General features: G+C 53.3%; 27 protein-coding genes and 1 pseudogene. 9 read left to right on the top strand and 19 right to left on the bottom strand.

The annotated features are described in order from the left end of the window. The first annotated feature begins 30 nt into the window (after window positions 1–30). From yedE to ETG88_RS03875, 3 genes are all read left to right on the top strand, one after another. On the top strand, window positions 31–1,242 hold the full coding sequence (gene yedE, locus ETG88_RS03885) for a selenium metabolism membrane protein YedE/FdhT (protein WP_129034727.1): 1,212 nt from the start codon (window positions 31–33) through the stop codon (window positions 1,240–1,242). Beyond that, complete coding sequence (yedF, locus tag ETG88_RS03880; protein ID WP_129034725.1) at window positions 1,239–1,472, top strand: sulfurtransferase-like selenium metabolism protein YedF; 234 nt, start codon at window positions 1,239–1,241, stop codon at window positions 1,470–1,472. Before yedE ends, yedF begins: the two co-directional genes overlap by 4 nt. A gap of 140 nt (window positions 1,473–1,612) precedes the next feature. After that, window positions 1,613–1,927, top strand: a complete 315-nt coding sequence (locus tag ETG88_RS03875; protein WP_107703440.1) for a PTS sugar transporter subunit IIB — start codon at window positions 1,613–1,615, stop codon at window positions 1,925–1,927. Between the two features lie 57 nt (window positions 1,928–1,984). On the opposite strand, the gene ompW is transcribed toward ETG88_RS03875, so the two are convergent. Next, window positions 1,985–2,620: an outer membrane protein OmpW gene (ompW, locus tag ETG88_RS03870; protein ID WP_100779954.1), complete on the bottom strand. Its 636-nt coding sequence runs from the start codon at window positions 2,618–2,620 to the stop codon at window positions 1,985–1,987. A 174-nt stretch (window positions 2,621–2,794) separates the two neighbouring features. On the opposite strand from ompW, the pseudogene ETG88_RS03865 reads away from it, so the two are divergent. The 4 genes and pseudogenes from ETG88_RS03865 to yciA all read left to right on the top strand — a co-directional run. Then, window positions 2,795–2,881, top strand: a pseudogene (locus ETG88_RS03865) (YkgJ family cysteine cluster protein); the annotation flags it as partial. A gap of 25 nt (window positions 2,882–2,906) precedes the next feature. Further along, the gene (locus tag ETG88_RS03860) at window positions 2,907–3,650 is read left to right on the top strand and encodes a YciC family protein (protein ID WP_100779953.1); all 744 of its coding nucleotides are present in this window, start codon (window positions 2,907–2,909) and stop codon (window positions 3,648–3,650) included. 31 nt (window positions 3,651–3,681) lie between these two features. Next, a complete protein-coding gene (locus ETG88_RS03855; RefSeq protein WP_100779952.1) occupies window positions 3,682–4,221 on the top strand; it encodes a septation protein A in 540 nt (179 codons plus the stop codon). A gap of 127 nt (window positions 4,222–4,348) precedes the next feature. Beyond that, window positions 4,349–4,747, top strand: coding sequence for an acyl-CoA thioester hydrolase YciA (yciA, locus tag ETG88_RS03850; RefSeq protein WP_100779951.1), 399 nt, complete (start codon window positions 4,349–4,351; stop codon window positions 4,745–4,747). A gap of 29 nt (window positions 4,748–4,776) precedes the next feature. Here the strand turns inward: yciA and tonB are convergent, their stop codons facing one another. Next, window positions 4,777–5,502 (bottom strand): TonB system transport protein TonB, encoded by a 726-nt coding sequence (gene tonB / locus ETG88_RS03845; protein ID WP_129034728.1) that lies wholly within the window; start codon window positions 5,500–5,502, stop codon window positions 4,777–4,779. A 221-nt stretch (window positions 5,503–5,723) separates the two neighbouring features. Between tonB and ETG88_RS03840 the strand changes: the two genes are divergently transcribed. Next, entirely contained in the window at window positions 5,724–6,020 is a 297-nt protein-coding gene (locus ETG88_RS03840; RefSeq protein ID WP_100779949.1) for a YciI family protein, read from the top strand. Window positions 6,021–6,525: 505 nt separating this feature from the next. Here ETG88_RS03840 and ETG88_RS03835 read toward each other — a convergent pair. From ETG88_RS03835 to ETG88_RS03755, 17 genes are all read right to left on the bottom strand, one after another. After that, complete coding sequence (locus ETG88_RS03835; RefSeq protein ID WP_129034723.1) at window positions 6,526–7,065, bottom strand: dCTP deaminase; 540 nt, start codon at window positions 7,063–7,065, stop codon at window positions 6,526–6,528. 2 nt (window positions 7,066–7,067) lie between these two features. Further along, on the bottom strand, window positions 7,068–7,769 hold the full coding sequence (locus ETG88_RS03830; protein ID WP_129034721.1) for a dCTP deaminase domain-containing protein: 702 nt from the start codon (window positions 7,767–7,769) through the stop codon (window positions 7,068–7,070). Further along, window positions 7,769–8,302, bottom strand: coding sequence for a dCTP deaminase (locus tag ETG88_RS03825; RefSeq protein WP_129034719.1), 534 nt, complete (start codon window positions 8,300–8,302; stop codon window positions 7,769–7,771). Before ETG88_RS03825 ends, ETG88_RS03830 begins: the two co-directional genes overlap by 1 nt. 430 nt (window positions 8,303–8,732) lie before the next feature. Continuing rightward, on the bottom strand, window positions 8,733–8,954 hold the full coding sequence (locus ETG88_RS03820; protein ID WP_129034717.1) for a DNA-binding transcriptional regulator: 222 nt from the start codon (window positions 8,952–8,954) through the stop codon (window positions 8,733–8,735). A gap of 76 nt (window positions 8,955–9,030) precedes the next feature. Continuing rightward, a complete protein-coding gene (locus tag ETG88_RS03815; protein WP_129034715.1) occupies window positions 9,031–10,200 on the bottom strand; it encodes a phage late control D family protein in 1,170 nt (389 codons plus the stop codon). After that, window positions 10,197–10,661 carry a phage tail protein gene (locus ETG88_RS03810; protein ID WP_129034713.1) on the bottom strand — a complete coding sequence of 155 codons (465 nt, stop codon included), beginning with the start codon at window positions 10,659–10,661 and terminating at the stop codon, window positions 10,197–10,199. Before ETG88_RS03810 ends, ETG88_RS03815 begins: the two co-directional genes overlap by 4 nt. Before the next feature lie 12 nt (window positions 10,662–10,673). Beyond that, window positions 10,674–13,094, bottom strand: coding sequence for a phage tail tape measure protein (locus tag ETG88_RS03805; RefSeq protein ID WP_129034711.1), 2,421 nt, complete (start codon window positions 13,092–13,094; stop codon window positions 10,674–10,676). Continuing rightward, the gene (locus tag ETG88_RS03800) at window positions 13,084–13,206 is read right to left on the bottom strand and encodes a GpE family phage tail protein (protein ID WP_129034709.1); all 123 of its coding nucleotides are present in this window, start codon (window positions 13,204–13,206) and stop codon (window positions 13,084–13,086) included. Before ETG88_RS03800 ends, ETG88_RS03805 begins: the two co-directional genes overlap by 11 nt. 32 nt (window positions 13,207–13,238) lie before the next feature. Then, window positions 13,239–13,532, bottom strand: a complete 294-nt coding sequence (locus tag ETG88_RS03795) for a phage tail assembly protein (protein ID WP_129034707.1) — start codon at window positions 13,530–13,532, stop codon at window positions 13,239–13,241. Between the two features lie 55 nt (window positions 13,533–13,587). Next, window positions 13,588–14,106 carry a phage major tail tube protein gene (locus ETG88_RS03790; protein WP_129034705.1) on the bottom strand — a complete coding sequence of 173 codons (519 nt, stop codon included), beginning with the start codon at window positions 14,104–14,106 and terminating at the stop codon, window positions 13,588–13,590. 12 nt (window positions 14,107–14,118) lie between these two features. Continuing rightward, complete coding sequence (locus ETG88_RS03785; RefSeq protein WP_129034703.1) at window positions 14,119–15,312, bottom strand: phage tail sheath protein; 1,194 nt, start codon at window positions 15,310–15,312, stop codon at window positions 14,119–14,121. A 123-nt stretch (window positions 15,313–15,435) separates the two neighbouring features. Then, entirely contained in the window at window positions 15,436–15,846 is a 411-nt protein-coding gene (locus ETG88_RS03780) for a tail fiber assembly protein (protein WP_129034702.1), read from the bottom strand. Between the two features lie 12 nt (window positions 15,847–15,858). Continuing rightward, window positions 15,859–17,427 carry a phage tail-collar fiber domain-containing protein gene (locus tag ETG88_RS03775; RefSeq protein ID WP_233446090.1) on the bottom strand — a complete coding sequence of 523 codons (1,569 nt, stop codon included), beginning with the start codon at window positions 17,425–17,427 and terminating at the stop codon, window positions 15,859–15,861. Between the two features lie 11 nt (window positions 17,428–17,438). Next, complete coding sequence (locus tag ETG88_RS03770; protein WP_129034701.1) at window positions 17,439–17,969, bottom strand: phage tail protein I; 531 nt, start codon at window positions 17,967–17,969, stop codon at window positions 17,439–17,441. Beyond that, window positions 17,962–18,873: a baseplate assembly protein gene (locus tag ETG88_RS03765; protein ID WP_129034699.1), complete on the bottom strand. Its 912-nt coding sequence runs from the start codon at window positions 18,871–18,873 to the stop codon at window positions 17,962–17,964. Before ETG88_RS03765 ends, ETG88_RS03770 begins: the two co-directional genes overlap by 8 nt. 5 nt (window positions 18,874–18,878) lie before the next feature. Then, a complete protein-coding gene (locus ETG88_RS03760) occupies window positions 18,879–19,229 on the bottom strand; it encodes a GPW/gp25 family protein (RefSeq protein ID WP_129034697.1) in 351 nt (116 codons plus the stop codon). Beyond that, window positions 19,226–19,867 carry a phage baseplate assembly protein V gene (locus tag ETG88_RS03755; RefSeq protein ID WP_129034696.1) on the bottom strand — a complete coding sequence of 214 codons (642 nt, stop codon included), beginning with the start codon at window positions 19,865–19,867 and terminating at the stop codon, window positions 19,226–19,228. Before ETG88_RS03755 ends, ETG88_RS03760 begins: the two co-directional genes overlap by 4 nt. 278 nt (window positions 19,868–20,145) lie before the next feature. Between ETG88_RS03755 and ETG88_RS03750 the strand changes: the two genes are divergently transcribed. Next, window positions 20,146–20,832: a hypothetical protein gene (locus ETG88_RS03750; RefSeq protein ID WP_129034694.1), complete on the top strand. Its 687-nt coding sequence runs from the start codon at window positions 20,146–20,148 to the stop codon at window positions 20,830–20,832. Window positions 20,833–20,906: the final 74 nt, after the last annotated feature.

Below are 20,906 nucleotides of genomic sequence, written 5' to 3'. Positions count from 1 at the left end.
CATACTCCTTCTGAGTTCAGAGGTTTACACATGTCATGGCAACACTTCAAACAGGCTTATCTGATTAAGTTCTGGTCCCCTGTTCCTGCAGTCATCGCTGCGGGTATTCTCTCTACCTACTATTTTGGCATTACCGGCACCTTCTGGGCGGTCACGGGTGAATTTACCCGCTGGGGCGGACAGCTTTTGCAGCTGGCGGGCGTGCATGCCGAAGAGTGGGGTTATTTTAAGCTGATTCATCTTGAGGGCACCCCGCTCACCCGCATCGACGGGATGATGATTATCGGGATGTTTGGCGGCTGTTTTGCGGCGGCGCTGTGGGCCAATAACGTTAAACTGCGTATGCCCCGCAGCCGTATTCGTATTGCGCAGGCCATCGCGGGCGGGATTATCGCCGGGTTTGGCGCGCGTCTGGCGATGGGGTGCAACCTGGCGGCCTTCTTCACGGGTATTCCTCAGTTTTCCCTGCATGCCTGGTTTTTCGCCGTGGCGACCGCCATCGGTTCTTACTTTGGCGCGCGTTTTACGCTGCTGCCCATCTTCCGCATTCCGGTCAAAATGACCAAAGTCAGCGCCGCCTCACCGCTCACGCAAAAACCGGATCAGGCTAAGCGCCGTTTCCGTCTAGGGATGCTGGTCTTTTTCGCGATGATTGCGTGGGCATTGTGTACCGCATTTAATCAGCCAAAACTGGGGCTGGCGATGCTATTTGGCGTCGGTTTTGGGCTGCTGATTGAGCGCGCGCAAATCTGCTTTACCTCGGCGTTCCGCGATATGTGGATCACCGGGCGTACCATGATGGCAAAAGCGATCATTGCCGGGATGGCGGTCAGCGCCATCGGTATTTTCAGCTATGTGCAGCTGGGAGTGGAGCCAAAAATCATGTGGGCCGGCCCGAATGCAGTGATTGGCGGTTTGCTGTTTGGCTTCGGTATTGTGCTGGCGGGCGGATGCGAAACCGGCTGGATGTACCGTGCTGTAGAAGGACAGGTGCACTACTGGTGGGTGGGTCTCGGTAACGTCATCGGCTCGACTATTCTGGCCTATTACTGGGACGATCTCTCGCCTGCACTCGCCACTAGCTGGGATAAGGTCAATCTGCTGAACACCTTTGGTCCGTTGGGCGGGCTGCTGGTCACCTACGCCCTGCTGTTAATCACCTTTTTACTGGTTATCGCCCAGGAGAAACGATTCTTTCGTCGCACCGCGCGTAACACTGAAACACAGGAGAATGTGGCATGACGCAAATTGTCCCTGATTATCGCCTCAATATGGTTGGCGAACCTTGTCCGTACCCGGCCGTCGCCACCCTCGAAGCCCTGCCGCAACTGAGGAAAGGGGAAATTCTGGAGGTGGTGAGCGATTGTCCTCAGTCGATCAATAACATTCCGCTGGATGCCAAAAATCACGGCTATACCGTGTTAGATATTCAGCAGGACGGCCCAACCATTCGCTATTTGATTCAGAAGTAACGCCCCCCTGACAACGTTCCCCACCGGGAACGTTGTTCCCTCGCATTGCCGATGAAAAAACAACCAACACGTTGCGTTAGCTCTCATTTTCTTTTTATCGCGAAGAATACTGTATCCACAGTTTCCATGAGGATAATTTGATGAAAAAGTTACTGATATGTTGTCTGTTCGGCAATACCGCCCAGTCGCTTGCCAGGAAAATGCAGCATGCTGCTGATGCGCGCGGAATGAAACTGCTGATAAGCGCCGTCGGGCTGGATAATTTCGCCAGCGTCGCCCCGGCTTTTGACGCCTTCCTGGTCGCGCCGCATATTCAATATAAGCTTGAAGAATTACGGGCAGTGATTGGTGAAGGCCAGCCGATCACGGTTATCGAAAGCTATCCGTTTGCCTCACTGGACGGTGAGAAAGTGCTGGAGTTTGTACTTAAGCATATGCCGGAGCTGGTGGCATAGCGTTGATCAATGAAAACTGGCCGCAGTACGACCAGTTTTTTATAAGCGGTGAAGCGATCAGAAACGATAACCCGCCGAGAACATAAACACCCATGGGTCCAGGCGCGTATGGACGCTCTGCTGTTCGCCGCCAGCCTTGAAGCGCACGTCGGTGTCGATATCCATATACCAGACGGACATGTTCAGCAGCCAGTCGCGGTTGATCAGATAATCCAGCCCGACCTGCCCCGCAGCACCCCAGGAATCTTTCAGACTCAGATCGGAAAGACCATTCTCTTTACCCGTATCGTTAAACTTCTCGTCGAAGAAGGTGGTGTAGTTCACACCTGCACCGATATACGGACGCACTTTGCTGCTGGCATCACCGAAGTACCACTGCGCCATCAGGGTTGGCGGGAGCTGATGAACCGTTGCAATATTTCCCGTCGGACCGGTGCCGACTTTGTGGCGGAATGGCGTTGCCGCCAGAAGTTCAATACCGACATTTTCCGTTGCCATATAGGTGAACGTCAGGCCCAGTTGGGTATTGTTGCTGACGTTAAAGCCGCCCAGACTCCCCAGCACATTATCCGATCCCTCTGTCGGGCGAACCGTTGCCGAACCCGCACGAATAAAGAACTCGCCCGCTTCATGTGCGTACGCACCGCCAGAAATACTGCTTAAGATCAGGGCTGCCACTGCTAACTTTTTCATATCCGCTCCATCGTTGTGGTTTTATTGGCGCGGTGAATATACTCATAAATAAGTAACAAGTGATCTAACTCAGATCACACTTGGTCTGGTAATTTAACATTCATTGATCCAGATTAATTTTTGCCATGCAAACCGACACGCATATCCTCGTCTCAGGTCAATTTTGCAAAATGACCGAGGCTTTACAAAGATATGCTTTTCCATACAAGTCATGGTGCTGCCACGACAGAGTTATCCAGGGTACAATTGCCCGCTTATTAATACCTGCAATACTCAAGGAGAGTGCATGTCTATCACGGCGAAGTCCGTCTACCGTGACACGGGGAATTTCTTCCGCAATCAGTTCATTACTTTTTTACTGATCGCCTTGCTTTGCGCGTTTATCACGGTGGTGCTTGGCCATGCGTTTTCGCCGAGTGATGATCAAATTGCCACCCTGAGCCAGGGCGATCATCTCGCCGGCAGCGGCGGGCTGTTTGATCTGGTTCAGAACATGACGCCAGAACAGCAGCAGATTTTGCTGCGCGCCTCTGCGGCATCGACCTTCTCGGGTTTGATCGGTAATGCGATTCTGGCAGGCGGTGTCTTGCTGATGGTTCAGCTCATTTCTGCGGGACATCGCGTCAGCGCCCTGCGGGCCATCGGTGCCAGCGCGCCTGTACTGCCTAAACTGTTCATCCTGATCTTTTTGACCACCATGCTGGTGCAGATTGGGGTGATGCTGGTGGTCGTGCCGGGTGTACTGCTGGCAATTATCCTCTCGTTCGCCCCGGTGATGCTGGTGCAGGACAAAATGGGAATATTTACAGCCATGCGCAGCAGTGTAAAACTGGCATGGGCAAATATGCGCCTGGTGGCTCCGGCGGTGATCAGCTGGCTGCTGGCTAAAACCCTGCTGCTGCTGTTTGCACCGAACTTTGCGGTATTGACGCCAAACGTCGGTGCGGTGGTTGCAAACACGCTGAGTAACCTGATTTCAGCCGTGTTGCTGGTCTATTTATTCCGCCTGTATATGTTGATTCGCCAATAGTCTCCCTGAAAGCAGATAATGGAATCGAAGAATGAAGCAGTTTCTTGATTTTTTACCGCTGGTCGTGTTTTTCGCGTTTTACAAGCTCTACGACATCTATGCCGGCACAGCCGCGTTAATCGTCGCGACGGCCGTGGTGCTGATTTACAGCTGGGTGCGTTACCGTAAAGTCGAAAAAATGGCGCTGATCACCTTTGTACTGGTGGCGGTGTTTGGTGGATTAACCCTGTTCTTCCATAACGATGAATTTATCAAATGGAAAGTGACGGTCATTTACGCGCTGTTCGCGGGTGCGCTGCTGTTCAGCCAGTGGGTGATGAATAAACCGCTGATCCAGCGCATGCTAGGAAAAGAGATCACCCTTCCTCAGGAAGTGTGGTCGCGCCTGAATATCGCCTGGGCGCTGTTCTTTATCCTCTGTGGGCTGGCGAATATCTACATTGCGTTCTGGCTGCCGCAAAATATCTGGGTCAACTTCAAGGTCTTTGGCCTGACAGCGTTGACGCTGATTTTCACGCTGCTCAGCGGTGTGTATATCTATCGTCATATGCCTCAGGACGATAAGCACTAAAATTGAAGGCCAGGCAGCGTGCTGTCTGGCCTTTTCTCTTCCCGTTCGTCTGCTTTTCGTATTTCCCACCAGCTGTAAATCATAGTAGCATCCCGCCTGTCGTCTTCCGTAACGAGCTTAAGAAACAATGACAACAACGAATGACGCCCCTCAGGGTGAACTGGTTTTACGCACACTTGCTATGCCTGCCGACACCAATGCGAACGGTGACATCTTTGGCGGGTGGTTAATGGCCCAGATGGACATGGGTGGCGCGATACTCGCAAAAGAGATCGCACATGGCCGCGTGGTGACGGTCAGAGTCGACGGGATGACGTTTTTGCGTCCGGTCGCAGTGGGTGATGTTGTGTGCTGCTACGCACGCTGCGTCAAACGCGGTAACACGTCGATATCGATCAATATCGAAGTCTGGGTGAAGAAGGTCTCTTCCGAGCCGATTGGCCAGCGCTACAAGGCGACTGAAGCGCTGTTTATCTATGTCGCAGTGGACAATCAGGGCAAACCTCGCCCACTGCCACAGGTATAAAAAAAGCCTCCATCTGGAGGCTTTCTTGTTTATTCCATCTGCGCCCCGCCGTTCAGGCGGAAGACGATGTTAACGATAAGTCCATTCCCCGGCTTGCCAGGCTCGTAGCGCCATTTACGCATCGCGGCTTTCACTTCTCGCTCGAACATGTTTGCTGGTTGCGCCGAGAGCACTTCGACGTTATCGACACGGCCATCCGCGGTCACGTCAAACTTCACACGCAGACGCCCCTCAATGCGCAGGGCCTGTGCACGCGCAGGATACTGCGGCTGATTGCGGCTCATCGCGCGCGGGCCAGAAGGAGCAGACACCACCGGCTTCGCCGTTGTCGGCGAACTATTCATGACCGGTTTTGCGGGTGCGGTGTTCTGCGTTGACTGTACCGCGCGGGGTTCGACCGGACGCTCTTCACGCTTCGGACGCTCCTCGACCTTTTTCACCGGCTTCGGTTTGGGCTTCGGCTTAGGTTTTGGCTCCGGCTTGTGGATCACCACGGGCGCTTCTTTCGGCGGTTCCGGAACAACTTCAGGTTCTGGTTCTGGCTCAGGCTCGACAACCGGCTCCGGCGGAGGCGGAACCACCTGCGGCTCCAGGTCTGCTGGCGACACCATCGTCACAGAAATCGGCTGCGCAGGTGCTGGCATTTCAATAACCTGATGAACCGAAGTGTAGAGCAGCGCCGCCACGACAGCGCCGTGGATCACAACGGACAGTAGCGTCGGCCAGGGAAAGCGGCGAGGTAAATCGAGGGTCATCGAAGTCATAATCGTTACAGTTAAAAAACCAGATCCTGATTTTAAATGCAAATAGCAATCATATTCAATAAGACACTCCATCTTCTCGCGATTTAACTGCTCGCAAGGCCAAAAAAGGCGCATCTTTGTTATGGTTTTAACAAGGTCGTTATCTTTACATTGCAGTCATCGATGCTTTCACATAACGTAATTGACACTTTTTATGGCTAAGGAGCTCCGCCGTGCTTTACGTGATTTACGCTGAAGATGTTGCCGATTCTCTGGAAAAACGACTTTCCGTGCGCCCTGCCCATCTCGCGCGTCTGCAACTGTTACATGACGAAGGAAAATTACTGACCGCCGGCCCGATGCCCGCAGTGGATAGCAACGATCCAGGTGCGGCTGGCTTTAGCGGTTCTACGGTCATTGCAGAGTTTGAATCGCTGGAAGCTGCACAGTCCTGGGCCGAAGCAGACCCGTACGTCGCGGCAGGGGTTTATGAGAAAGTGACTGTCAGACCGTTCAAGAAAGTGTTTTGAGGTGAGGGGGAAGGCTCCCGCAGGAGCTTTTTGAAACGCTTCAACATAATGAAATAAAAGGATTTATTTCAGGTCATGTCCACAGATTGACCACATCGATTTAATAATCCCCGCGCATTTGCGGGGATTTGTCCCGATTTGCCACTTCTAGCGCTACTTGATAAATTTTGAGCTTACTATTCCAATTGGTATAAAATTCTACAATCCTCTATCTCAAATCTCGTCTTTAAAATTCCAGTTCTTGATTAAGAATCATTTAAGTAAATATATAATTACAGGGATGACATACTTTATTTATTAATATTTTTGTTGTTAAATTCTTAAATTAAAAAATTAGCTTTGGTGAGTGAGTGAGTGAGTGAGTGAGTGAGTGAGTGAGTGAGTGAGTGAGTGAGTGAATGAGAATGCTAAAACGAATTAATAGTTAAAATATGGGTGCGTAAAAATTCATAAAACCCAAGGAATAGCACCCATTTTAACAAGAGCAATTCGCTAAAATTACCTTTTAAAAATCCTCAAAATTTGGTAATGAAGGAAAAGTATGATTTGCATACTTACCAGTATAAGGCTTGCTCGTATTCATCGAGCACTGAAATAAATATAATTGTGCAACCTTACTCAAAATTGGTATTTCTATTGTAAAGGGAGATAAATTAACAATTTCCAAGGTTATTTTACCCACAAAGCCTGGTTCTATCTGCCCATCACAACACGTTACTTGAACAAATAATCTAGCTAAACTTCCCTTTGTTTGAACTAATCCAAAAACATTCCTTGGTATTGAATATTTTTCTTGGCTACAAGCTAGAATGCGCCCCATTGGCTCAAGTATCACTGGAGTTATTTGAGGGTCAACCATTTCATAACCGTCATCTAGCGCATCAGAACTTGAGCCATATACAATTTTGACTCCACTATTTTTAGGCCTGTAATAAATACTATTTGATAATCGTATCTGTATACAGTAATCCTCTATCAGCTCTTCTCTATCACATACGCCATTCGCTTTTGATAAAGATTTTAAATTTTCATCAATGATCATCATTTTCAGCGGCCTTTTTCCATCATAACTTCTTGTTTATGCTGATGATCATCAGCTAATTTTGAATTACTGTATGAGCCAAATGCGACATAAAGAGATAAAAGCGATATTATAATCGGCACTATTTTAAACCCATGATTTACAAGAACTTTCTTCAACCCAAGCCCGAAAGCCTCCATTCTTCCTTTTTTCTTAATATTTGTTCTTTCAGAATTTGAAGCATAAGTGTACTGTGGCGTATGTTCTGTTCTAAAGAAAATAACAGAAGCAATTTTAGCACCTTTTTTTATTATGACAGATGTATCTGAATAATTTACCAACCTTAATATAAGTACACCTTCATAACCGGGTTCAATTTTAGCTGCTGGTGACTGTACACCATGCTGTAAAAATATACTACCTGTAGAGATAACTAGTCCAAACATATTATTAGGAACAATGATTTTTTCTCTAATACTGACTACTACTGAAGCTTTAGGTTTAATGGTAATTGAGTCACCTTCAATCAGAAAAAGACTTCTATCATTGTAGGAATAGTTCTCATTCCATGACATTCCCAAGGTTATATCCAACGAGAAATCATCACTACCTACATCAGAATTATCATCTGAATTTAGAGCAAGTAATTTACTGTTAAATGATTTTTTTAAACACTCAAAATCACTTCTTTTATTTGTTATTGACTCTTTCAGGAAAATCACACTCATTATACTTGCGTCTCTGATATAGGTTGCGAAACACGAGCCCCATTCCACTGGCCTCTATATTCATTCACATCACCTTCGACGGTCATAAATACAGCAGTTGCAAATCTAGCGCCTTTTTCGACCTGCATAGCATTTTTGCTAAAATTACTTAGACTAAAAATCATATTGCCTTCATAACCTGATGACAAAATACTTGATTGAAAAATTATCCCACTTCTAAATAACGTACTCCGTGGGTAAAAATTGCAACATATATCTTTTGGAAGATTAAAAACCTCTTCTGTTTTAATTAAGTACTGTGTATTCGCTTGCAGTAATAGGCGTCCATCCTCATTAAATGAGATTAATTTTGATGGAGGAGTTTTTCTTTGCTCCACACCGAGCAAAGAATCGGCTTCTTGGATCTCATAGACCTCACCAATAGAGAGGTCTAATCCTACACCTTCAGAATTATTTATTTCCCGAGGATTCACATTTGATATATGTCCTTTGGAAATCAAATAATCAATATGGCTTTTAATAGAGAGTATCATAGTAAATTCAACTAGTTAGTCTAAACCAGACATTATTTTATATAAAAAACCACTTAGCAGCAACGTTTTTGCGTCATCTTAAGAAAAAATCACAACCCATTGATAAGAATAACAAATAGCCATCCGCGTCATGTATAAGATTCACTTTATACAGAAAAATCTCATATTGGCAACTAAAGATTATTGCAGGAGAAGTTATTAAACAACGTACTTAACATGGCTGGCAACTGATAATTATTAAAACAGTTTTACTGTAAGGCCTTAAAAAACACCATAATGTTACTGATGTTTTTATCAAAACAATTCGCACTTTATTTATTATGGATTTAGTTTATAAGAAATTGAAACGATAATTCTTTTATAGCCGAAATAATAAACAGCATATGTTACCAAATGCCCCGCACCTCAACATGCGGAGCTTTATTGTTGATCACATCCAGTTAATCTGATGCTGGCCAGACCTTGTCGGATGCGGCGGCGCTGGTACTACCTCACCCGGTGAAACGATAAACCGCTCGACCGTCTCAGTGGTAACAAACGTACAACTGCAGTTGATGTTTGTGCACTGATGATAGCGCTCTTTGGTCGTGTCAGAGAAATAGCGGCTAGTGCGAGCGTGGGCGGCGTAGTGGCATTTTGGACAATGAAACATGATGAGCACCTTTAAGCGTTTTCAATGCGGTTATTTTACTCATTTTAATCATGTAAAACAAATACATACATTAAATTCACTCGCCTATCTCATCCGCTTCATACTCCACGTCTGAGACCTTCACCTCAAGCTCTAGGCCCGTCGTGTAGCCGTTCCCATTTAGGCTATGCACCACCCGGCTGATGATCCACGCCTGCTCGTCTATGACGCGCTTAAAGCCTTTTACCGCAACCGGCGTTTCAGGAAATAAATCTGCACGGCCAATAGCCAGCGAGATTGAAAACTCCGCCACCCCGCGCTGCAGTTTATCCCACTTCGCCTGGGCCGCGCGCATCGCCTGCGCTTTTGTCGCGTAGATGGTTGTAAGCTCCAGCACGTTGTCAGCCTCACCGGCCATATACTCACCCTCTCGCGCCTCCTGCTCTTTTTTGGCTTTAGCCTTTGTGGTGGTTTTGGCCGCTTTCGGATGCTGCAGCGCACGCAGGTGCTGCACTTTAGGTTTTCGTTTGAGCTTCACCTTTTGCTTTTGCGGTTTCGGGTCTTTGATGTGCAGCCATTTCGCCTTGACGCCGGTGTAGGCTTCGCGGTCAGCAATCGCAAACTGATGACGGTCGCCGTCGCCACGCTCAACGGTCATTTGTGGGATAGGTTTGCCGCTGGCCGTCATCCCGCTACCGGCTTTCAGGAATAACAGTTTCCCTGCTTTTACTGAGACAGACGCCCCGTTACGATCCGCCAGCCGGGATAAAAACGCCGTGTCTGATTCCTGCGTCTGGTCAATATGCGGGATCGCAATGGCTTTCAGAGCATCCGCGACGCTGGCCGTCAGTTTGTTGCGCTGCGCGATGGTCTCAACAATCACCCCGAGCGTGGTGTCATGCCATGACTGCTCGCGGCGAGAGTTCAGCGTACCGCGAAAATCCGCACTGCGCCCCCGGATGGTCAGCGTATCGGGCGCGCCACGGTGCTCGATTTCATCGACCGTAAAACTCCCCTTATTCACAAGCGCGGAGTCCTGCCAGCCCAGCCACAGCGTCAGCTTTGCCCCGCGCGGCGGCAGTTCGACAAGTCCGTCAGTATCATCGAGCTCGATATCGAGCTGGTCGGCCTCAAATCCGCGATTGTCGGTCATGGTCAGCCCGATGAGCCGGTCGCTAAAATTCTGCGTGATATCCACGCCATCGAGCGTGAGCTTATACGCAGGCGCCATGCGCGCCCCGGCCTGCACGTTCATTCCCGTTATCATCCCGCCAGCCCTCCCAGCCAGTTACCGGCAGACGTGACCAGACTGTCAGCCTGCGTTTGCAGGTCGCCATAAATGGCTGCGAGCGAATCATCGATGCGTTTCAGCGACAGGCTAAACTCGATTTTGCGCGCCTGGCCATCGCTGAAAAGCTCGGTGTGGGTATGGGTCACTTTCTCGATGACATACATGCCGTGGATCATGCCAGTGCCGTCAATCAACGGCCACGCGCGCCCCTCATTCGCCATCAGCTCGATGGCCGTCAGCGACAGGCGACCGCCGGTGATTTCAGGGTAAAGCGTACCCGACAGTGTGCGCGAGGTTTCCCCCTCCCCGAGAAACTGATACGCCGGTGGCTTGCCGATGCGGTCGTTCGACGCCCAGCGGTAATCCTTCGAATACTGCATCGACTGATACGGCAGAGTGCGCCGTTCAAACACAAAAAAGCCCAGCACCATTAACATGCTTTCCCTCCCTTAATCGTTTCTCATACTGGATCGCTGGCGCGCACGTTTCTCACGGTCGACCTTTTCGACGGCGTCGCGGAGCTGGCGGTCGAGGTCACTGCCCGACCCGACGCCACCCTGCAGGGTGATGTTGTACTCGCTTTTGCTCTGGTCGATGTAGGACCGGCCAGCGGGAGCCGTCACTGGCTGATAAGCCTGATACCCCCCATACCCCGCGCTCGCCGGAATATACCCGCCACCAGTGGCGGTCTTATCCGCTTTCGCGGCGGTCTGGTCGAGGTCGCTGGATTCCTTTTTGATAACCCCGAGCTTTTCCAGCAGCCAGCCGACCTTGCCGCTCAGACTGTTGAAGATATTCAGCAGAGCCATCAGCGCATCGGCCAGCCCCTGACCAAAGGCCACCCCGACATTTTTGCAGCGCTCGAAAATATCCTGCAGGGATTTCACTGGCGCAAACAGGTCAGTGAACCATTTCCAGACCGCACCGAGCTTTTCCGCGATAGCGTCAAACACCGGCGACAGCGATGCAAAGGCCGTTTTAATCCCCGCCACCACCTCCAGGAATAAGGCGCTTATCGGCTCCCAGAATTTATAGATGAGCAATGCAGCACCTACGACAATCCCGACCACGGCCAACACCGGCAGACTGATTGCTCCAATGGCCGTGACAATGGCCGTCCCGGCCGTGGTGAAAATCACACTCAGCAGACCTGCAGCGGCGATGATGCCGTTAATCCCGGCGATGACCGGCCATGCAATCAGGCCAATCCCGCCCAGCACACCGACCAGCGCCAGCGCACCGGCGGTCACGCTGAAAATAGTCTGCGTCAGCTCAGGATTCGCTTTCGCCCAGGCGGCAACCTTGCCGAGCATATCGGTCGCGGAAACCGTCAGGCGGCGCAGCGCGGAGTTCTCTTTATCGAATACCTCAATCTGCAAATCTTCATAAGCCGACTGCAGGTTTTTCAAATCGCCGTCGAGGTTGTCGGTCTGGATTTTGGCGATCCGTTCCGTGGTTCCCTTTGAATCCCCGATTTGCTGGCGCTTGCTGGCAAGCGAGCCATCACCGGCAGCGGCGACGAGTTTAATTGCCCCCTTCATCGCCTCCTCACCGAAAATGACTTTCAGGTATTCGCCCTTCTCCGCCGTGCCGAGTTTGTTTTTCACAAAGGATTTATGAATATCTTTGAGGATTTTCTCGACCGGCAGCATGTTCCCTTTGCCGTCGCGGGTTTTCACACCTAACTCTGAGATAGCATCGACCGCTTTACCCATCGGTGCCTGCAGGCGGTTGAAAATGGCACTTGCCCCGGTCCCGGCCATCGAGCCTTTAATCCCGTTATCCGCCAGAATGCCGAGCATCGATGTCGTGTCTTCAATACTCGCCCCTGCAGCTTCCGCAATCGGCGCGACGTACTTCATCGCCTCGCCCAGCTCGACGAGGCCGGTATTGGATGACGTAAAGCCTTTGGTCATCACATCCGCGACACGCTCAATCTCGGTCGTCGACAGGTTAAACGCTGATTGCATGTTGGTAATGATGTCGGCGGCTTCGGCGATATCGACATCCGCCGCAAGGCTCAGGTTGACGGTCGAGCCGGTCGCAGCCAGCACGTCGTCAGCGTTATAACCTGAGCGCGCGAGCGTGGTCTGCGTGCGCGCCACGTCACCCGGTGAAAACGCGGTAGTCGCACCGATATCACGCGCCTGTTTGCGGATGGCCGCGAGTTTGTCATCGCCCTTATCAAGACCGAGGATCGCCTGCGTGCCTGACATCTGCTTATCAAAGCCGATACCGGGCGCGATAAACCGTGACGCCCCGTAAAGCCCGGCGGACGCCACACCCACGCCAACCATCCCGGCATTGCGCGCCCCGGCGGCGAGCTGTTGCCCGGATTCGTAGCGTTTTTTTACCGCGCTCAGTCTGGCCTGTTGCTGACTGACCCGCGCCAGCGCGTCACGCTGACGGTTAAGCTGTGCGGTTGTCTCGCTGATGCGCGACTTAAGCCCCTGCTCATCGGTCGACAGCTTGCGGGTATTAATCCCCGCCTGCGTGAGCTCGGTGCGCTGGCGCTGCACGGACTGGCGCAGGCCGTTATATTTGAGCTGCAGGTCGGCGGCGGATTTCTTTGCCGCTTCCAGTGCGCGCGCTTGTGCGAGCGTCGGGGTCTGGGTGTTTTTAAACTGGACGGCCAGCGCGGCCGCTTCCTGTTTCGCCTTGCTGAGTGACTGGCCGGTGACGGCAAGCTGTGCGCTCGCTTTCCTGAATCCGTCAATACGGGATGCCTGCGCGTTAAGATCGCGCAGGCTTTTCTGTGAATTACGGATATCACCGGAAAGGGATTTGCTGGCGTTCTGGATAGCCTTAAGCGGTCGGCTTGCCCGGTCGACCGCGTTCAGCAGCACCTCAAGTCTGACGTTATTGCTCATGATGGTTTCCGCTACGTTGCAGCGCCTTCTCGCGCCACGTGAAGAGCTCAGTCACGCTCAGGGAATAAAGCGATGACGGCGGCCAGTGAAATATCACGGCGATATCCGCCATCAGGTCATCGACCGACAGGTCTTTTGGGAAATTTAACGTTCCGAAGCAGGCGACAAAAAACCGACCACCTTACCGGCGAACGACAGCAGATCGGATGCATCAAGACGGGTGATTTCATGCTCGGTGAGTGCCGGGTACGTCATGCGCGGCAGCACCTTAATCAGCGCATCGACGTCAGACTGCGCCAGCGCCGCCAGCGACACGCCGCGCAGGGTTCCCGCGTTCGGTTTGGTCAGGGTGATTTGCCCGATTTTCTGCTCGCCGCGCATCAGCGGGGTATCGAGGGTAACGATGTTCGGGTTTTCGGTTTCGTTGGTATTTTTCATATTTCTCTCTCAACAAAGTGAAATGACCGGCCAGCCCCGCTGACCGGGTCAGGTTTTACATGCCAATCGCCTTGCGGTGCTCCGCCAGACGGTCGACGCCGTCCACTTTCAGCACCATGTTAATGACGTCAATCTCGATGACTTCTTTGCCGTCAATCGTGAGCTGGTAATAGGCGCACTCGGTCGACATTTTGGTCGTCCCGCTTTCGCCCTGTTTATTCTCGCCGCCGTCGTACTCTTTGTGACGGCCACGCATTACCACCTCAACGGCAGAAATCGCGCCGGTGTCGTCGCGCTGGTATGAGCCGGTGAATCGCAGCGGCACGCTGTCAGCACCCGGCGAGGCGTACTGAGCCCACAGCCCGATGTCAGGCAGACCGCCGAGCGTCCACTCAAGCGACAGCGCGTCATCATCGAGGCCGAGGTCAATCGACACCGAGCCCGGCATCCCGCCGCCGCGATACTTCTCAAATTTGCGGGTCAGCTTTGGCAGGGTGACGGACTCCACGACGCCCATGTAGCTGAGGCCGTCGTTGAACATGTTCAGATATTTCAGTTTGCGGGGTAGTACCATGCTTGCAGCTCCTTAGCGGTTGACCGTGGACGACAGGTTCGCCAGATAGGTATCGGTGATGCGCTGGCGCAGGGTCAGATTTTCCAGCGGCGGGACGGGCGTGTAGTCGTAGTCAATATTCATTTTCCCCGCCCTGAGGGTCGCGGTGTCGTTTGCATCCGGGTCGTACCAGCACGAACCATCGACGATATAGCCGTTGTTTTTCAGCTCGCGGAATTTGGCATTGATACCGGCGACGATGTCGCGGATGAGCGTCGGGGTGATGGGTTTATCCATCGCCCACGCGTGCGCCTCCGCCATCGTGTCGGCCAGCACCTGCGCGGTGCGGGTGTAGTTCTCAAACAGGAAAAGCGGATCATCCGAGCAGCAGCGGTTGCCCCAGAACTTAAAGCCGTCGTTGCGAATAAGCGTGGTGACACCGGCCTGATTCAGCAGGTTCGCGTCGGTCGCGGGCTCCTGCAAATCCCATGAGACCGGGGTGCTGACGCCGGTGACGCCGTTCACGCCAACGTTAGACAGGGTTTTATGCCAGCCGACCGTCTGGTCGATTTTGGCACGCAGACCCAGCGCGCGCGCCGTTGCCCACGCGGTTGTGGTTTCATTCGCCGTGGTGTCCCACGCCAGAAAATCCGGGAAGATCACCATCAGCTCGCGCTGGCTGAAATTCTTGCGGTAGTTGATAGCCTCGGAAAGGGTTTTGCAGTTCCACGCGCTGATATAGCCAAAGGCGCGCAGGCTCTGACAGGTCGCCGCGAGCGCGGTCGCCACTTCCTGCGAGTCCAGCCCCGGCACGCCGAGAATGCGCGGTTTAACGCCGGTGACGGTCTGCGCCGTCAGCAGCGCTTTCAGCCCGGTATATTTGCCGTTTTCGTCGGTCGTGCCGATGATGTTCGAGAGGGTGTGCCTGTGCGCCGCATCCGCATCGTCGGGGTCGTCGTCACCTTCGGCCACGCGCACCACCACAATGACCGGTTTGCACTGGTCAGCAATGGCCTGCAGGGACGCCGACAGCGTGCCCTGTTTGCCCGCCTTGCCGATGGCGTTTTGTACGCTGGTAATCAGCACCGGCTCATTCAGGGGAAAGGTTTTCTCGTCGGCATCGCTGGCCGTGCAGACCATGCCGATGATGGCCGTCGAGACGGTGGAAATGGTGCGCACGCCGTCGTTAATCTCGATGACCTGCACGCCGTGATGATAGTCGCTCATCCGTTAAACTCCGTGGTGAAGTGGAGCCACTATTTTCTGTTGTGTCCTCCTTAAGCGCACCGGATAGCGCTTCGGCCACCGGCGACACAACAAACAAAAAGCCCTCCGGGTGGAGGGCTTCGGTTATTCAGGCCGCTCAGGCCAGTCGGCATATTCAGGCCCGACCCTGTTCAGGAGTACGCTGTACTTCTCCCACGCCTCAAGCCGGGCTTTTTCCTCCCCGGTCGCAATGCCATATTTCACCGCCCGCGCCAGTGGCGCAATAACGTTTTCGGCGTCAGCCAGCAGGATTTGCTTTTGTTCGTCGAAACCCGCCACGGGGTCAATGTCCGGCTCAGGGGCATCGCCCCACGCGGGCAAGCCGTCCGCTCCGGCAATGCGCACTTTACCCGCCGGGGGAATGTCACCCGCAAACTCAAACCAGAGCGCCTCCTCAACCGCCACGACATCATCAGGAAAAGACCCGGCCAGAATATAGTCCTCCTTCATTCTGGCGGGATAAAACGCGTTAGCTGATGGACTGAAAAAATACATCTTTATGGCCTCCTAATGGCACACAATCATCCAGGTTCGGGGGGCCTTAATGCTCGTTTTGGTATAGTCCGCGCTGAGTATCAGGCTCTTTCCTGAAAAGTTAACGTAGGTCCCCATGTTGCCCTCGCTGGCAATCCCCTGATATTTCACCGCGGCAACGGCGGATAAAATGGCATTCGGCACGGCGGCGGGCAGCGGGACGGTATAGATCTGACCCGCCGTCAGTGCCGGTGTGGTTCCCCACTGAATGAGCAGACCGTCTGCGGTCTTTCTCCAGCCGTTAGCGGCGATGCTTATCTGGCTTTTCCCCTGAAAGCGCGCATCGGATTCCGCTTTGGTATAGGCCCCGATGTCCGCAGGGGTGGGCTTATTCGCAGCATCATACTGCTTTGTCCAGGCTGACCATGTGCCGGCATACAGCGTTCGAATGTAGGCGCGGGAATTGCTGTACACCCGGTAAATCTGCGTAATGCCTGCGTGCCTGTAAACCTCCAGCGAACCGGCGACCGCCTCCGGGTAATTCTTGCCCGTTGACGCCTGATTATTGGCGGGCTGGAAGTACAGCCCCGGCGTGGTATAGCTGTTCAGGTCGAGCGCATTGCCGATCCCCACCGCCTGAGTGTTGAAAATATCCTGCGCGGTGACGCTGATATCATCCGTCAGCTCGCGGCCGTTCACCTTGCGGCCAGAAGGGACGCGCCCGTTGGCGTTGTCATTTGCCGCCTTAACCGCTTTCGGCGTCGCGGCCAGTGTTTCAGACTCACTGTCGGTGGCGCTACTGAGCTGGATAATGCCCTTCTGTGCCGTGGTGGCGTCCTGAGCCGTATATTTCCCCTTTGCGAGGTCGTAGGCCGCTTTGACCGCGTTCGGCGTGGCGGCGAGCGTCTCAGACGTGCTGTCGGTCGCGCTACTGAGCTGGACAATGCCCTTCTGCGCCGTGGTGGCGTCCTGAGCCGTATATTTCCCCTTTGCGAGGTCGTAGGCCGCTTTGACCGCGTTCGGCGTCGCGGCGAGCGTCTCAGACGGGCTGTCGGTCGCACTGCTTAACTGCGTAAACCCTTTTTCTTTCAGCGTGGCGTCAGGATGACGGCGGGACAGCTCATGCTCCGCGAGCCTGTCGTCGATATAATCCTGCGTTGCCATCACCAGCGTGGTATCAATGGACAGTTCGACCGTGTCGATATCGCTCACCATGATCACCATGCGCAGCGTCTGCGCGCGCCCTGACCCTTCCGCCAGCTCGGGCTTGTAGCTCTCCGCCATATTGCCGACTGCAATCAGCGTGCCGGTGTCATCGTAAAGCCCCATTTCACGCAGCCAGAAGCCGCCGGTCTCCGGGGGAATAACCAGCTCCGCCACAACGTAGTTTTTATTTCGCTTGTCCTGGCTGATTTTATTCAGCGCACGACGCCAGACCTCCCTGACCAGTTTTGTCTGGCTGGCATCCGGCTCGGGCAGTTTGCCGCCGCCGTCGCCGACGGCCATCGCCACAAAATTGACTTTCTTCCCGTTCGGGAGCGTCGCCGCCGCCAGTTTTTCCGCACCGGCTCTGGTGATAACGGTTTTATATTTTACTGCCATGCTGTTCTCGCTTATCCGGGGTAAACCGTGATGATGTCGCCGTCCCAGGTCAGGGCTCCGGTGTAAAGATGCCCCGGAATGTCCTGAATAATATTCAGACCGATAAGATGGCGGCTGGCGGGCTTCGCGTCGGCAATCAGCCGCTCCATCTCGTAATACATTTCCTCGGTGATGCCGGTCTCTAACACGCCGATATCGAGGCGGAATGTGCCGGGCGAGTCGTTGGTTTCCCACCACTCCGTGACGTTAATCAGATACCCGAGCGGCTCGACCACCCGGCGCACCGCGCCAATCGTCCCTTTGTGCGCATGGATAAACCACGCCGCGCGGATCACCTCGCGTTTGGTCTCTTCCGGCCAGCGCTCATCCCAGCGGTCGACCGAAAACGCCCAGGCCAGCCACGGCAGCAAATTGGCCGGGCAGGTGTCGGCGTTCCACAAGCGGCGCAGCGGGACGGGGATCTTTTCGATATCCGCGCAGGCGCGCGCCGCCGCCACCTCAAGCGGCGAGGAGCCGACCGGCAGCAGACGGGTCTCACTCATCGTTGCCCCCGACCGTCACGCTGTACGCGGTGCAGTGCGATGCCTGCGTCTCATTGAGCACGATGTCGGCCACCGGCGCGGCCAGCTCGACGCGCTGCACGCCCTCGACGTGGAGCGCGGCATAGATGGCGGATTTGCGGATATCCCGCCCGAGCCGGTGCTGCGCGCTGATATAGGTCTGCAGCTTCGCTTTTGCCGCACTGATCACCGGCTCGCTTTCGGGGCCGGGGTACAGGTAAAGCGCCGCGTCGATGGTGTAGTCGACAATGGTCGCCGACTGGACGGTCACGCGGTCAGCGACCGGCCGCACGTCCTCATCGTTCAGCGCAGCACGCACCACGGCGAGCAGCTCGTCGGACGCCGCGCCGTTATTCTCCCGGGACAATACCGAAATGGTCACGCAGGCCGGTTCAGGGCTGATGACGGAAATATCCGCGACCCGTCCGTCGGCGCTGCGGCCATGAAACTGATAAGCGCCGGTTGAGCCTGCGGTGCTCAGACCCTCGGGGGCTTGCTGAATGCGCAGGCGATAGTCGGTGTCCGACTCCATCACGGCAGGCGTCGGCGGCAGCGTGGTCTCGTCTGCAGGCGTGATGACGAGGCGCTCAACGCTGGAATTCGCCCCGAGCTGGTCGAGATAAGCACCGGCGGCATAGGCCAGCATGACCGCACGCGCGGCCTCATTGACGCGCTGACGCCAGATGACTTCACGGTAGGCGTTCTCCTGCAGCAGCTTCACCATCGGCTCAGATTCAAGCGTCAGCGTGCGCGCGACCGCCTCCTGCAGGTCTTCGGGATAAAGCGAGACGAGCGTCGCTTTTCGTTCGCTCAGGATGGTTTCAAAATCCAGCTCCTCCACGACATCGGGCGCGGCGAGCTGGCTCAGGTCAACAATGGTAGCCATAGCGTTTAACTCAGTGGAATGGTCAGTGAAAAGGGCTGGCCCGACATCGGGCGCGTCCCGGTGATATCGACATACAGCGCGCCGTCAGCCTCGCCACGCTCAAAGGTGATGGTCGACAGACTGACGCGCGGCTCCCACTTCTGGATCGCCGAATAGCACGCGGCCATAATCTGCAGGCGCAGCGCCGGGGTCTGCGGCTGGTCAATCAGCGCTGACAGCAGGGAGCCGTATTCACGGCGCATGACCCGCGAGCCGACCGGCGTGACCAGAATGTCGCGCACGCTCTGCCTGATATGGTCGGCCTCAGAAATACTGAGCCCGGTGTGGCTGTTCATTCCCAGATAACGCACCGTCATTGTGTGTCCACCGTTCTGTCATCGCCGCGCTTCACGCCGCCGTGGTCGTGGTCATCCGCCTGCACGCCGTTGGAGGTAAATTTCCCGCCGGAGTGCTCGATGTCGCCGTACATTTTCCCGCCTTTCTGCACTTCGAGTGAGCCGGTGATGAGCTTGTTAGTACACACCACCTCGGGTGTATCGAGGGTGATGCGGGTCGAGGCTTTCACCAGCACCACCGGCACGGTGGCGGTAATGGAATCCGACGCGGTGACGTCGGCGGTTTTGATACCGGACACGGTGAGCGCCCCGCATTCAGGCTCGTATTCGATAACCGCGCCGTCAGGAAAAGCAATGTGAAGCGCATCAGGCGAGGCTGACGGTGCGGGATGGTCATCCGAGAAAATGCCGGGCAGCACAAACGCGGTGTCGAGCTCGCCGCCGATGGCAAGAATGAGCACCTGCTCACCAACGGAAGGAGCCCACCACACCCGTGAGCGACCGGCGCGAGAGGTCAGCCAGTTAAGCCAGGTGGTTTGCATCCCGCCGGTCTGGACGCGACAGAGTCCCCCGACGGGGTCGACGTCGGTCACGATGCCGGTGCGGACAAGGTTGCGGATCGCGCGAGCGATATCCTGCAGAGAATTTAAATTATCCATGCGGAAAGGATGCCGCCGGGCAAAGCCCGCTACAATCGAACAAGGTTTGCTAGGATATGAAACAACAAATGCTCCATAATTCAAACCTCCTTTGTTCGACATGAAAAGCTCAGCAGTAGCTTTATAGGTGTAGTGAAAATACACTCCCGATTCCGCATACATTTACGGCTGATATATTTGAAGACAGTTCCCCCCCCTTGATTTAGTAGCAGTGACGGGTTATTTTCTTGCATACTACACCCCTTAAAACATCATCATTAATTCAAGGAATTGTCAAAATGGTCAACTCACAAGAGAATGACTTAGGAACACTGCGTCTTTCCAGCCCGTATTCCTTCCCTGTATGGTCTATAGTTCACTATCTAAATCGGTTATCCATGACATACTTCAAACTTGTAACCATTCAGCGAGTTTGCGAAGCATTAAGTGAAGGTTGCGAGGATGGCGACCTTATTATTGCTGAAGAATCAGCTAAGCTAGTATCAAATGAGAGTTTCACTTATAACGGCTCTAAGCCTCATAAAATCCTTGTTAATAAAGGAGATGATTTTTACAAATTCTGGGATATCATTAAGACTCATCATCGGCCTGTTGTTTTTCGTCGCGGCGTAGATGGTTTTCACCCCCTATTTGATATCAGTCGTGATGACTTATTAATAAATCGTTTAACAGTAACATCCCCTCCTGACATAACAGTTACGGGTATAAGTACAGCAATAACAGATTTATACTATGCGGCAGAAAGAGAAGAACGCTCAAGACATGAACATCAAAACAACCAGATTGGGCAAACCGTAAGAAACTTAAGTGAAATAATTACCACACAATCTATGCTACAAGATTCAAATCTTAGCCCTGGTGTGAAGGCATATGCAGAAAATATGCTACAATCATTAATGCAACGACAAGCAGAATTAAATCAAGAGATGGGCATAACTTCTCTCCAAATTAATATTAGAGTGTAACCATCTCATTTCACAACCAACCCTGACTGCGACAATTTCATGCCACAGTCAGGATTGTCAGCCCAAATAAACGT

Origin of the sequence: Lelliottia nimipressuralis (assembly GCF_004115925.1) — a bacterium.
GTDB classification, from domain to species: domain Bacteria; phylum Pseudomonadota; class Gammaproteobacteria; order Enterobacterales; family Enterobacteriaceae; genus Enterobacter; species Enterobacter nimipressuralis.
The sequence above is the reverse complement of the archived record's forward strand: the minus strand, read 5'-3'. Positions and strand labels throughout refer to the sequence as shown.